Below are 13,310 nucleotides of genomic sequence, written 5' to 3'. Positions count from 1 at the left end.
TTGCTTAGTTTTCAAAGATCGTTTGCTCAATCAGCTATCCTTGTAAGGTATCAAGCGGCCTTTTAAAAGCCCTTGCTGAAACAAGGAAGTGAAAGTATAGTCATAGAAAGCTTAAGGTTTGCTTAAATCTAGGGAATGTTTTGAAAAATATTTTGATTTTTTAGAGTGCTTAAAAATTGCACGATCTTTTCTTTAGGGATAATCACTAAACTTTCGTGGTTTTCTAAAGCGCTGCTAGCCATTCCCATAAACTCCCCCACTTCGCTAAAATAAGGCCTCCCTCCCCACAACACGCTCCCCTTTTTAAAAGAAGCATCAAGCGAAAGAAACTTTTTGGATTTTAAAAGTTCAGCCACAGAAATGTCCGTTATCTGTATAGAAAAAGAATTTTCACCATTCAGTGCAGGGTAGTAAAGCTCTGAATTGGACATTGCATTATTTGGATAAGAGCTTAAATAAAAAGTTTGAGCGTATTTTGTATAAATCCTTGCATGATAATAACCCTCTTCTCTTTTATGGCAATAATCGTCTCTAAAATCGGCGGTTTTTAAAAGCGAAAGCCCTTGATCTCTATCCATCGCTTCAAGGCGTAGGCTGGCTATACAAATCAACTCTTTAGCGCTGCTGTCTTGCATCTTGGCTAAAATCGTTTTAGGGTATAAGCCATTAGAATAAAGCGTTTCAGAAGAAGCGATATAACGCCCGTTTTTGAGCAAAGTCGCATAGCCTTCTTTATAAGTCCCATCGCTAAAATACACTTTCAATAACGCAACAGAATAAACCCATTTAGGGAGTTCTGGATCTATGGGCGGATCGTCTCTAACGATTTGAATGTTATTAGCGTTCATCATGCATGAAAATAAAACGATACAACAACCAACCGCCAATCTTTTATACCAACGCGTCATGACTAAACCCACACCAACTTACCGCTTAAATTTCAAAAGTATCCTGCAACACTATCGGCTAAAATACCATTTGTTTTAATTTATTGCTATAATAGACCACTTGAATAGTTTATCGCAAAGGTTTATGATGGATCCAATTAAAACTTATGAAATTAAAAAAGAAGAGCTTGTAAAAACCGCTTACGCCACGATCAAAACCAACAAAGGCAATATCACCCTAGAGCTTTTTTATAAAGACGCGCCCCAAGCGGTGAGTAACTTTGTAACTCTGGCTAAAGAGGGTTTTTATGATGGGCTTAATTTCCATCGTGTGATTGCCGGCTTTGTGGCTCAAGGAGGTTGCCCTTATGGCACAGGCACAGGCGGGCCAGGGCATCGCATTAAATGCGAAGTGGCCCACAACCCCAACAAGCACAAAAGAGGCTCTATTTCTATGGCGCATGCCGGAAGAGACACAGGAGGGAGTCAATTTTTCTTGTGTTTTGTGGATTTGCCCCATTTAGATGGCGAGCATACCGTATTTGGTAAAATCACTAACGCAGAAGGTCTTAGCGTTTTGGATAAAATCAAACAAGGCGATATTATAGAGAGCGTTGTGTTTAGTTCTTCTCTATAAAGGAACAAGAGATTAAAGATGCTCATACTCAGCCGCAAAGTTAATGAAGGGATTGTCATTGATGATCACATTCATATTAAAGTCATTTCCATAGATAGAGGGAATGTGCGTTTAGGGTTTGAAGCACCTGAAAGCACCCTTATCTTGCGTGCTGAGCTTAAAGAGGCCGTTGTGAGCGAAAACCAAAAAGCTTCTGCGTCCGTAGATGAAAGCTTGTTAGAAAACATCAAAAAGGTCATTAAGCCTTGACGCATGTTTTTGAAGTTTATCCTAAAGTCAATATTTTTTTAAAAATCCTTCACAAAGAAGGGGCTTACCACAAGCTCATTTCTCGCATGTGTTTAGTCAAAGATAAGCTAAAAGATGTTATTAGCGTCAAAAACGCGCTTTCCTTTTCGCTAAAAGGGGATTTTGACTGCTCTTTAGAAGAAAACTCGCTCTTTAAAGCCCTCCAAATTTTAAAGAATTTTTTAAAATCAAAAAATTTCTCCCATTCTGCCATCAAATCCCTAGACACCCTAGCGATTGAAGTGGAAAAAAACATCCCCACTCAAGCCGGGCTAGGCGGTGGGAGCGCTGATGCTGGGGGGCTATTGTATCATTTGAATCAGATTTTTGACTGGCGTTTGAGTTTAGAAGAGCTTTATACTATGGGATCTTTAGTGGGCGCGGACACTAACTTTTTCATCTCGCAACACACAAGCGCTAACGCCACTTCTTATGGCGAAGTCATTGAAAATTTTGAAGAAGAGCCTTTAGAAAATCGCCTAGAAATCTATGCTCCAACTCATGTTTTTTGCAGCACCAAAGCCGTTTATCAAGCTTATAAGCCTAAAACTTGTTTTTCTCAAGCTAAAGAATGGCTTAAAAAACCGAGTTTAGAATGCCTAAAGACTTATGATAGAAGCGAATTAAACGATCTTTTAAAACCAGCCTTACTCACTAACCAAGCCTTAAAAGATATAGAGAGCCAATTAGGCAAGGAGTGGTTTTTTAGCGGGAGCGGGAGTGCGTTTTTTAGGCTAAAGCCTACGCAAAAGGGGGAAAATGAAACTCATTGCCAGCAATAAAAAAGCCTATTTTGATTATGAAATTTTGGAAACTTTAGAAGCAGGATTAGTGCTTTTAGGCTCTGAAGTGAAGGCTTTGAGGCAAACTAGGGTGAATTTAAAAGATAATTTTGTTAAAATAATCAAAGGAGAAGCTTTTTTATTTGGTGTTCATATATCCTATTTAGATACAATCTATGCGTATTACAAGCCCAATGAAAGGCGAGAGCGTAAGTTGCTTTTACACAAAAAGCAATTATTGAAATGGCAAATTGAAGCGTCTAAAGAACGCTTGAGTATTGTAGGATTGAAATTGTATTTTAACCAAAAAAATAGAGCTAAAATCCAAATTGCTTTAGTGAAAGGAAAAAGATTGCACGACAAAAGACAAAGTCTCAAAGAAAAAGCACTCAATAAAGAAATTCTTGCTGATTTAAAACACCACTTTAAAGGATAATAATGAAAGAAATGGTAGATTATGGGATTATAGGGTTTTTGATCTTCCTATCAGTCATCGTTATAGCGATCGCAATAGAAAGGTTGTGGTTTTTTGCCACTCTTCGTGTAGATGACTACACAGACAGGCGTAAGTTAGAATTAGCCCTACACAAACGACTGACTTTAGTGGCCACGATTGGTTCAAACGCTCCTTATATCGGTCTTTTAGGGACGGTTATGGGGATCATGCTCACTTTTATGGATTTAGGATCCGCTTCTGGCATTGACACTAAAGCGATTATGACTAATTTAGCCCTTGCTTTAAAAGCGACTGGCATGGGACTATTGGTAGCGATCCCTGCGATTGTGATTTATAACTTGCTCGTGAGAAAAAGCGAGATTTTAGTCACTAAATGGGATATTTTCCACCATCCGGTCGACACGCAATCCCATGAGATTTATAACAAAGCCTAAGGATTGAGCGGTGAAAAAAGTAGAATCCATGAATGTGGTGCCTTTCATTGACATCATGCTTGTTTTGTTGGTGATCGTGCTTACAACGGCGTCTTTTGTGCAAACTTCAAAGCTCCCTATTAGCATTCCTCAAGTGGATAAAGACAGCACTGATTCTAAAGATGTGTTGGACAAAAAACAAGTTACAATCGCCATTTCTAATAAGGGTTCTTTTTATTTTGACGATAAAGAAATCAGCTTTGAAAATTTAAAGCACAAGGTTTCCACTTTGGCTAAAGACACCCCTATTGTCTTGCAAGGCGATAAGAAAAGCAATTTGGATAACTTTATCAAAGTCGTGGATTTATTGCAAACGAACAATCTGAAGCAGCTTTACATTCTTGTTGAAGATAAAAAGAATCAAAAAAATTAGTTTTAGTCAATTTTTAGCATTCTTTAGCTAAAATTTGTGCTTATGTTTAATTTTTATCAAGGGAGTTTTAAATGAAACGCACTTACCAACCACACAACACACCAAGAAAGCGAACCCATGGCTTTCTTGTGAGAATGAAAACCAAAAACGGGCGCAAGGTGATTAATGCCAGACGAGCTAAGGGCAGAAAAAAGCTTTCCGTCTAAACCCTATGACTCTTTAAAAAATAAGAGCGAGTTTGATAGGGTTTATCAAAAGGGTTTTAAAAAGCACAACCCTTTTTTTTCGCTCTTTGTTTTGGATTTATCAAAAGAGCCACCAAAAGAAAGAGAGGGTTTTAAAGATCCGCTCTCTTGTAGGCTTAAAGACAAAGAAGCGCTTTGTTTGTTAGGTTTGAGCGTGTCCAAAAAAGTCGGCAACGCCGCAAAACGAAACCTTATCAAACGCCGTTTGCGTTCGCTTACATCAAAGCATGCCGCTCTTTGTCAAGGGCTTGCTTTGGTGTTTGTGCCTAGAAGCGATTGCTATCATTTGGATTTTTGGGATTTAGAAAAATATTTTTTAGAAACCCTAACTTCCATTAAAAACTATATGAACAAAGCCTTAAAAGACTTGAAAAAAGGAATAACTCATACCTATGCGAAACCATAAAACGCCTTTTTTGAGCGCGATTTTTACGGCATCAATTAGGGGTTACCAACGCTTTTTTTCGGCTTTCACCCCTTCAAGCTGCCGGTTTTACCCCACTTGCTCCAACTACGCTCTGTGGTTACTCTCTTTTGAAAACCCTTTGAGCGCTATAGGTAAAACTATTTTAAGGATACTCTCATGCAACCCTTTTTGCTCTGGAGGTATTGCTTACCCTACCACCTGCTTGAAACGCCCTAATTTGCTCCAATCTCATAAAGATTTTAATCGCAATTTTAAAACCATCACTTTTTGGCTCGTCCCCACCAAAAGCCGCACAACTTATTACATCATTAAGGTTTAATCACAATGGATAAAAACAACAATAATCTCCGCTTGATTTTAGCGATCGCTCTGTCTTTCTTGTTTATCGCTATTTATAGCTATTTTTTCCAAAAACCCAACAAAACAACAACCGAAACCACAAAGCAAGAAACAACCAACAACACAGCTTTAAACCCCAATGCGCCTACCACCACCCAAAATTTTAGCGTTACTCAAACCATCCCCCAAGAGAATTTGTTAAGCACGATTTCTTTTGAGCATGCCAGAATTGAAATTGATTTTTTAGGGCGCATCAAACAGGTTTATCTCAAGGATAAAAAGTATCTAACCCCCAAACAAAAGGGCTTTTTAGAGCATGTGGGCCATCTTTTTAGCTCCAAAGAAAACATGCAACCCCCCCTAAAAGAGCTCCCTCTTTTAGCGGCCGATAAACTCAAGCCTTTAGAAGTGCGTTTTTTAGACCCCACGCTCAATAATAAAGCGTTCAACACCCCTTATAGCGCTTCAAAAACCACTCTTGGACCTAATGAACAGCTTGTTTTAACCCAAGATTTAGGCGCTCTTACCATCATTAAAACCCTGACTTTTTATGATGATTTGCATTATGATTTAAAAATCGCCTTCAAATCACCAAGCAACATTATCCCTAACTATGTGATCACCAATGGTTACAGGCCGGTGGCTGATTTAGACAGCTACACCTTTTCAGGCGTGCTTTTAGAAAATAACGACAAAAAAATTGAAAAAATTGAGGATAAAGACGCTAAAGAGATCAAACGCTTTTCCAATATCCTCTTTTTATCCAGCGTGGATAGGTATTTCACCACCTTGCTTTTCACTAAAGATCCTCAAGGTTTTGAAGCCTTAATCGATTCAGAAATCGGCACTAAAAACCCCTTAGGGTTCATTTCCCTTAAAAATGAAGCGAATTTGCATGGCTATATTGGCCCTAAAGATTACCGCTCTTTGAAAGCGATTTCGCCGATGCTTACGGATGTGATAGAGTATGGTTTAATCACTTTCTTTGCTAAAGGCGTGTTTGTTTTACTGGATTATTTGTATCAATTCGTGGGTAATTGGGGTTGGGCAATCATTCTTTTAACGATTATCGTGCGCATCATCCTTTATCCTTTAAGCTATAAGGGCATGGTGAGCATGCAAAAGCTCAAGGAATTAGCCCCTAAAATGAAAGAACTCCAAGAAAAATACAAGGGCGAACCCCAAAAGTTGCAAGCCCACATGATGCAGCTTTACAAAAAACATGGGGCTAACCCGCTAGGGGGTTGTCTGCCTTTAATCTTACAAATCCCGGTGTTTTTTGCGATTTATAGGGTGCTTTATAACGCTGTGGAATTGAAAAGCTCAGAGTGGATTCTATGGATTCATGATCTATCTATCATGGATCCGTATTTTATTTTACCGCTTCTTATGGGAGCGTCTATGTATTGGCACCAAAGCGTTACGCCAAACACCATGACCGATCCCATGCAAGCGAAGATTTTTAAACTCTTACCCCTATTATTCACAATCTTTTTAATCACTTTCCCTGCAGGGTTAGTCTTGTATTGGACCACGAACAACATCCTTTCGGTGTTGCAACAACTCATTATCAATAAAGTTTTAGAGAATAAAAAACGCATGCATGCACAAAACAAAAAGGAACATTGATGCAAAATCCTATTGAAATCAAAGCCAAAACCTTAGAAGAAGCCCTTATCCAGGCTTCTATCGCCTTGAATTGCCCCATCATTAATTTGCAATACGAAGTCATTCAAATGCCCTCCAAAGGGTTTTTAAACATCGGTAAAAAAGAAGCCATCATTTTAGTGGGCGTTAAAGAAACTAAAGAAAATAGCCTTAAAGAAACCAGCGCTAAAGAAAACCATCAAAACCATCAAAACCATCAAAACAATACAGAAGAAAAAAAACAATTAGAAACAGAAACGCCTCAAGAAGAAAAAATCACCCCTAAACCCCCTAAAAAAAACCTTAAAGAAGAATCTCATGGCGAAGACAAACTCCATGCGATCAAGCAAGAGTTGAAAGAACTCTTCTCTCATTTGCCCTATAAAATCAATAAAGTGGAAGTCAGCCTTTATGAACCGGGGGTGTTATTGATTAATATTGATGGCGAAGATTCCGCTCTTTTAATTGGCGAAAAAGGTTATCGCTACAAAGCCCTTTCTTACTTGCTCTTTAATTGGATCCACCCTACTTATGGCTATAGTATCCGCTTAGAAATTTCCACTTTTTTACAAAACCAAGAAAAGGTTATGGACACCCAACTCCAAAGCACAATCATGACTGTGCATGAAGTGGGTAAGGGGCAGATGAAAGCTCCTGATGGCGTTTTAACCTATATCGCTTTAAAGAAATTACGAAAAGCGTTCCCCAATAAATATGTTTCTATCAAAACCAATTTAAACGATGAAAAATACATCGTCATCAACGACTTTAACAATGAATGACACCATCGCTGCTATCGCTACCCCTTTGGGCAAGGGAGCGATTAGCATCATTAAAATCAGCGGCCATAACGCTCTAAACATCCTCAAACAACTCACCCAAAAACAAGATTTCACCCCCAGATACGCTTACGTGTGCGATATTTTTTCTAATGGTGTTTTATTGGACAAAGCGTTAGTCATTTATTTCAAAGCCCCTTATAGTTTCACTGGCGAAGACGTGTGCGAAATCCAATGCCACGGAAGCCCCCTTTTAGCGCAAAACATCCTTCAAGCTTGCTTGAATTTAGGAGCCAGGATTGCTCAAGCGGGGGAATTTAGCAAAAAAGCCTTTTTAAACCATAAAATGGATTTGAGCGAGATTGAAGCGAGCGTTCAGCTCATCCTTTGTGAAGATGAAAGCGTTTTAAACGCTCTAGCCAGGCAGCTTAAGGGCGAGTTAAAAATCTTTATTGAAGAGGCCAGGAACAATCTTTTAAAGCTTTTGGCGAGCTCAGAAGTTTTGATTGATTATAGCGAAGAAGACATTCCTAGCGATTTTTTACATGAAGTGTCTTTTAATTTAGAAAAACAAATCGCCTCTTTTGAAGACTTATTGGATTTTTCTAACATGCAAAAACAAAAAAACAAAGGGCATGCCTTAAGCATTGTTGGCAAACCCAATGCCGGTAAAAGCTCTTTATTAAACGCCATGCTTTTAGAAGAAAGGGCTTTAGTGAGCGATATTAAAGGCACGACAAGAGACACCATAGAAGAAGTCATTGAATTACAAGGGCATAAGGTGCGCTTGATTGATACGGCCGGTATTAGAGAGAGCGCGGATGAAATAGAGCGTTTAGGGATTGAAAAAAGCCTTAAAAGTTTAGAAAATTGCGACATTATTTTAGGCGTGTTTGATCTTTCTAAGCCCCTAGAAAAAGAAGATTTTAACCTTATTGAAACCCTTAATCGCGCTAAAAAGCCTTGCATTGTTGTTTTGAATAAAAACGATTTAGTGCCCAAACTAGAGCTTGAAATCTTAAAATCTTCTCTTAAAATCCCTTATTCTTTGCTAGAAACCAACACCCTAAATTCCAAGGCTTGTTTGAAAGATTTGGGCCAAAAAATCAGCGCCTTTTTCCCCAAACTAGACACTCAAAACAAGCTCTTGCTCACTTCCCTAGCCCAAAAAACCGCCCTAGAAAACGCCATTATTGAATTGCAAAACGCTAAAAACCATTTAGAAACTTTGGAGCTTTTTTCTTATCATATTTTAAGCGCGATAGAAAACTTGAACTTGCTCACCCGCCCTTATGAAACCAGCCAGATGCTTGATAGCATGTTCAGCGAATTTTGCTTAGGCAAATAAAATCGTTTAAAGAATGGATTAAAACCCCTTTTTAGCGCTGCTTTTTAAGAATTTTTTACCCATTAGCACCGTTTAATATCCGTATTTACAGAAAACCATACTGCAATTTTTCAAAAAGGGGTAAAATAAGCTAATTTAAAATATATACACACTATCAACTACTTTTGAGTAAAAATGTTAAAAAAGACAATAAGGAGACTGCATGTTAAAACTCGCTAGTAAAACGATCTGTTTGTCCCTAATCGGCTCATTCACCGCTCTAGAGGCTTACCCAAAACACCAAAAAGACGGCTTTTTTATAGAAGCTGGGTTTGAAACCGGGCTATTGCAAGGCACACAAACCCAAGAACAAACCATAGCCACGACTCAAGAAAAACCCAAACCCAAACCAAAGCCCAGACCCATTACCCCTCAAAGCACCTATGGGAAATACTATATCTCCCAAAGCACCATTTTAAAGAATGCGACTGAGTTGTTTGCAGAGGACAATATCACCAACTTAACCTTTTATTCTTTAAACCCTGTGTATGTAACCGCTTATAACCAAGAAAGCGCTGAAGAAGCAGGCTATGGTGATAGCAGCTTGATTATGATACAAAACTTCCTGCCTTATAATTTAAACAATATTGAGCTGAGTTATACAGACAATCAAGGCAATATAGTCAGTTTGGGCGTGATAGAGACTATCCCTAAACAATCTCAAATCATTCTGCCCGCAAGCTTGTTTAACGATCCGCAACTTAACGCTGATGGCTTCCAACAGCTCCAAACCACCACCACACGATTTTCTGATGCCAGCACGCAGAATCTGTTTGATAAGCTCAGTAAGGTTACCACCAATCTTCAAATGACTTATATCAATTACAACCAATTTTCTAGCGGTAACGGCAGTGGTTCTAAACCCCCATGCCCTCCATACGAAAATCAAGAAAATTGTGTGGCTAAAGTGCCGCCTTTCACCTCTCAAGACGCTAAAAATTTGACCAATTTAATGCTGAATATGATGGCGGTGTTTGATTCTAAATCTTGGGAAGATGCTGTTAAAAACGCCCCCTTCCAGTTTAGCGACAACAACCTGTCAAAGCCATGTTATTCTGATTATTCTACATGCGTGAATCCTTACAACAATGGGCTTGTGGATCCTAAATTGATCGCTAAAAACGCTGGAGATGAATACAATATAGAAAACGGACAAACAGGCTCAGTGATATTAACGCCACAAGATGTTATCTATAGCTATAGAGTTACAAATAATATTTATGTGAATCTCTTGCCCACAAGAGGAGGGGATTTGGGGCTAGGGTCTCAATATGGCGGCCCCAATGGTCCAGGCGATGATGGCACCAATTTTGGCGCTTTAGGGATATTGTCTCCTTTCTTAGATCCTGAAATACTGTTTGGCAAAGAATTGAATAAAGTCGCCATCATGCAATTAAGAGACATCATCCATGAATACGGGCACACTTTAGGCTATACGCATAATGGGAACATGACTTATCAAAGAGTGCGCATGTGTGAAGAAAACAATGGGCCAGAAGAGCGCTGTAAGGGCGGGAAGATAGAGCAAGTGAATGGACAAGAAGTGCAAGTGTTTGACAACGGGCACGAAGTGCGAGACACCGATGGCTCTACCTATGATGTGTGTTCTCGTTTTGGCGGCCAAGGCCAGCCCGCTTTCCCTAGCAGTTACCCCAATTCCATTTATACTGATTGCTCTCAAGTCCCCGCCGGGCTTATAGGCGTTACCAGCGCGGTTTGGCAGCAACTCATTGATCAAAACGCCCTACCGGTGGATTACACTAATTTGAGCAGCCAAACCAACTATTTAAACGCTAGTTTGAACACGCAAGATTTTGCGACCACTATGTTTAGCGCGATCAGTCAAAGCCTTTCATCTTCTAAATCTAGCGCCACTACCTATCGTGCTTCAAAAACCTCACGACCCTTTGGAGCCCCCCTATTAGGCGTTAATCTTAAAATGGGCTATCAAAAATATTTTAACGATTATCTAGGGCTATCTTCTTATGGCATCATCAAATACAACTACGCTCAAGCCAATAACGAAAAGATCCAACAATTAAGCTATGGTGTGGGAATGGATGTGTTGTTTGATTTCATCACCAATTACACTAACGAAAAGAACCCTAAAAACAATCTAACCAAGAAAGTGTTCACTTCCTCTCTTGGGGTGTTTGGGGGGTTAAGGGGCTTATACAACAGCTATTATTTGTTGAACCAATACAAAGGGAGCGGTAATTTAAATGTAACCGGTGGGTTGAATTACCGCTACAAGCATTCTAAATATTCTGTAGGCATTAGCGTTCCTTTAGTCCAGTTGAAATCTAGGGTCGTTTCTAGCGATGGTGCAACCACCAATTCTATCACCCTGAATGAAGGGGGCAGCCATTTTAAAGTGTTTTTCAATTACGGGTGGGTGTTTTAAACTTTAAAAATCCGCTTCTACCCACGCTTTAGAAGTTATTGCACAATTTAGCGCAAGCTCTTTTTGTATTATTTTAGTATTAATGATGATTTAAAAACCCCTTTCTTAGCGCCACTTTTAAGGCTTTGATCTGCGAGCGTTTTAATAGCGCTTGAATAAAATGACAAGTTTAGATATTTATCCCAAATAGTATTTAAATATTTTAAAAAAGATAGTATAATGAGAAAATATTAGTCTGCATAAGTTATCATCTTATTTTATGACAAAGTGCTAAAAATAATCAAGGAAAATCATGCTAAAACTCGTTAGTAAAACGATTTGCTTGTCTTTAATCGGCCTGTTCAATCCTTTAGAAGCCTTTCAAAAAAACCAAAAAGACGGCTTTTTTGTAGAAGCCGGGTTTGAAACCGGGCTATTAGAAGGTACGCAAACTAAAGAAGCAACAACTCAAAATACCCAAAACACCCAAAAAATCTATGAAAACCCCCTAACCCACACACAAACTAAAGAACAGCCTAAAGAGCAAAACAAAAGCGATACAGCCACCCCCCAAAGCGTCTATGGGAGATACTACATCCTCCAAAGCACCATTTTAGAAAAAGCGACCGAACTATTCACCACGGCTAATATTGATGGCAATGGCTTGACCTTTTATTCCCAAAACCCTGTGTATGTGATGGCATACAATAAGGATAATGCCGAGTTTGAAGGCTATGGCAATAACAGCGTGGTTGTGATACAAAACTTTCTGCCTTATAATTTAAACAATGTTGAACTGAGTTTTAAAGACGCTCAAGGCAAGGTGATTAATTTAGGCGTGATAGAGACTATCCCCAAAGATTCTCAAATTATTTTGCCTGCAAGCTTGTTTAATAATTTTTCCAACGATTCACCATTCAACTCTAATGGCCTCCAACAACTTCAAACCACTACCACTCCCTTTTCTGACGCTAACACGCAGAGTTTGTTTGAAAAGCTCAGTCAAATCACAACCAATCTTCAAATGACTTATGAGAATACAGATCCGTTTTCTAGCGGCAACAATGATCCTAATGGCCCTCTCGCTTCTCCTAAACCTCATTATGAATGCCCTGGTTATAAAAAGAGCTGTCAAGTCGCCTCGGTGGATTTCACCCCACAAACCGCAGAAGAATTGACCAATTTAATGTTGGATATGATGGCGGTGTTTGACTCTAAATCGTGGGAAGAAGCCGTTTTAAACGCTCCTTTCCAATTTTCTAACAGCCCATCAGAGTGCGGCATTGATTACCCTAAATGCGTGAATCCTTTCAATAACGGGCTTGTTGATCCTAAAGATGAAAAATACGTGCTAACCCCAGAAGAAGTTATCAATAGTTATAGAGTCGCCAATGAGCTTACGGTGAACCTCTTGAATGCGGCCAAGGGGTTTTTAGGGCTAGGATCCCAACTGGGTAGCGCGAATGCTCCCGGTGATAATGGCTTCAATCAAGGTCTTTTAGCGTTAGCGCCTTTTGCCTTAAATCCTGAAAAATTGTTCGGTAAAAATTTGAATAAAGTGGCTATTTTGGCATTAAGAGACATTATCCATGAATACGGCCACACTTTAGGTTATACCCATAATGGGAACATGACTTATCAAAGGGTGCGCTTGTGTCAAGAAGGAAATGGGCCAGAGGTGCGTTGTGAGGGCGGGCATGAAGTGGAGAAAAACGGCAAAGAAGAGCTAGAATTTAGTAACGGGCATGAAGTGAAAGATCAGGATGGTTACACCTATGATGTTTGCTCTCGTTTTGGCGGCAAAAATCAGCCCGCTTTCCCCAGCAATTACCCCAATTCCATCTACACCAATTGCGCTCAAGTCCCCGCTGGGCTTATAGGGGTTACCACCGCTGTTTGGCAACAGCTCATCAATCAAAACGCCTTGCCCATTAATTTCGCTAATTTGAGCAGTCAAGCCAACTATTTAGACGCCAGTTTGAACGCAAGAGCTTTCGCTAGCTCTGTGTTTAACGCGTTCAATCAGAATTTTTTAACTTCTAGCGCCCAACAATCTTTTAGAAGCCCTATTTTAGGGGTTAATGTTAAAATAGGCTACCAACATTATTTCAATGACTACATAGGGTTAGCCTATTACGGCATCATCAAATACAACTACGCTCAGGCTAACGATGAAAAAATCCAGCAATTAAGCTATGGTGGGGGA

The 13,310-nt window shown here is 39.4% G+C and carries 15 protein-coding genes; 14 read left to right on the top strand and 1 reads right to left on the bottom strand.

What is annotated here, in order from left to right; all coding sequences use genetic code 11:
* Positions 1-128 precede the first annotated feature (128 nt).
* The gene (locus EAL87_RS07800) at positions 129-908 is read right to left on the bottom strand and encodes a hypothetical protein (protein ID WP_120914218.1); all 780 of its coding nucleotides are present in this window, start codon (positions 906-908) and stop codon (positions 129-131) included.
* Between the two features lie 127 nt (positions 909-1,035).
* Between EAL87_RS07800 and EAL87_RS07795 the strand changes: the two genes are divergently transcribed.
* The 14 genes from EAL87_RS07795 to EAL87_RS07730 all read left to right on the top strand — a co-directional run.
* Positions 1,036-1,524: a peptidylprolyl isomerase gene (locus EAL87_RS07795; protein ID WP_162972705.1), complete on the top strand. Its 489-nt coding sequence runs from the start codon at positions 1,036-1,038 to the stop codon at positions 1,522-1,524.
* An 18-nt stretch (positions 1,525-1,542) separates the two neighbouring features.
* Entirely contained in the window at positions 1,543-1,773 is a 231-nt protein-coding gene (locus EAL87_RS07790) for a carbon storage regulator (protein WP_120914214.1), read from the top strand.
* Positions 1,770-2,594, top strand: coding sequence for a 4-(cytidine 5'-diphospho)-2-C-methyl-D-erythritol kinase (locus EAL87_RS07785; RefSeq protein WP_120914212.1), 825 nt, complete (start codon positions 1,770-1,772; stop codon positions 2,592-2,594). The genes EAL87_RS07790 and EAL87_RS07785 overlap by 4 nt, the downstream gene beginning before the upstream one ends.
* A complete protein-coding gene (smpB, locus tag EAL87_RS07780) occupies positions 2,572-3,030 on the top strand; it encodes an SsrA-binding protein (RefSeq protein ID WP_120914210.1) in 459 nt (152 codons plus the stop codon). The genes EAL87_RS07785 and smpB overlap by 23 nt, the downstream gene beginning before the upstream one ends.
* A gap of 2 nt (positions 3,031-3,032) precedes the next feature.
* Positions 3,033-3,485 carry a TonB-system energizer ExbB gene (exbB, locus tag EAL87_RS07775; protein WP_000661837.1) on the top strand — a complete coding sequence of 151 codons (453 nt, stop codon included), beginning with the start codon at positions 3,033-3,035 and terminating at the stop codon, positions 3,483-3,485.
* Between the two features lie 10 nt (positions 3,486-3,495).
* Positions 3,496-3,897 carry an ExbD/TolR family protein gene (locus EAL87_RS07770; RefSeq protein ID WP_000755082.1) on the top strand — a complete coding sequence of 134 codons (402 nt, stop codon included), beginning with the start codon at positions 3,496-3,498 and terminating at the stop codon, positions 3,895-3,897.
* Positions 3,898-3,968: 71 nt separating this feature from the next.
* On the top strand, positions 3,969-4,103 hold the full coding sequence (gene rpmH / locus EAL87_RS07765) for a 50S ribosomal protein L34 (protein ID WP_001847286.1): 135 nt from the start codon (positions 3,969-3,971) through the stop codon (positions 4,101-4,103).
* Complete coding sequence (gene rnpA, locus EAL87_RS07760) at positions 4,063-4,548, top strand: ribonuclease P protein component (protein ID WP_120914208.1); 486 nt, start codon at positions 4,063-4,065, stop codon at positions 4,546-4,548. Before rpmH ends, rnpA begins: the two co-directional genes overlap by 41 nt.
* Positions 4,535-4,888 (top strand): membrane protein insertion efficiency factor YidD, encoded by a 354-nt coding sequence (gene yidD, locus EAL87_RS07755; protein ID WP_120914206.1) that lies wholly within the window; start codon positions 4,535-4,537, stop codon positions 4,886-4,888. Before rnpA ends, yidD begins: the two co-directional genes overlap by 14 nt.
* A 5-nt stretch (positions 4,889-4,893) precedes the next feature.
* A complete protein-coding gene (gene yidC / locus EAL87_RS07750) occupies positions 4,894-6,537 on the top strand; it encodes a membrane protein insertase YidC (RefSeq protein WP_120914204.1) in 1,644 nt (547 codons plus the stop codon).
* A complete protein-coding gene (locus EAL87_RS07745) occupies positions 6,537-7,337 on the top strand; it encodes a Jag N-terminal domain-containing protein (protein ID WP_120914202.1) in 801 nt (266 codons plus the stop codon). Before yidC ends, EAL87_RS07745 begins: the two co-directional genes overlap by 1 nt.
* Positions 7,330-8,682 carry a tRNA uridine-5-carboxymethylaminomethyl(34) synthesis GTPase MnmE gene (gene mnmE, locus EAL87_RS07740; RefSeq protein WP_162972707.1) on the top strand — a complete coding sequence of 451 codons (1,353 nt, stop codon included), beginning with the start codon at positions 7,330-7,332 and terminating at the stop codon, positions 8,680-8,682. Before EAL87_RS07745 ends, mnmE begins: the two co-directional genes overlap by 8 nt.
* A 202-nt stretch (positions 8,683-8,884) precedes the next feature.
* Positions 8,885-11,125 (top strand): outer membrane beta-barrel protein, encoded by a 2,241-nt coding sequence (locus EAL87_RS07735; RefSeq protein WP_120914198.1) that lies wholly within the window; start codon positions 8,885-8,887, stop codon positions 11,123-11,125.
* A gap of 292 nt (positions 11,126-11,417) precedes the next feature.
* The coding region (locus EAL87_RS07730) for a hypothetical protein (protein ID WP_120914196.1) at positions 11,418-13,310 on the top strand (1,893 nt) is incomplete at its 3' end.

The organism is Helicobacter pylori, assembly GCF_003636935.1.
Lineage (GTDB): Bacteria > Campylobacterota > Campylobacteria > Campylobacterales > Helicobacteraceae > Helicobacter > Helicobacter pylori_CH.
Note: the sequence above shows the minus strand (reverse complement) of the source record. Positions and strands in the feature narration are given on the sequence as shown.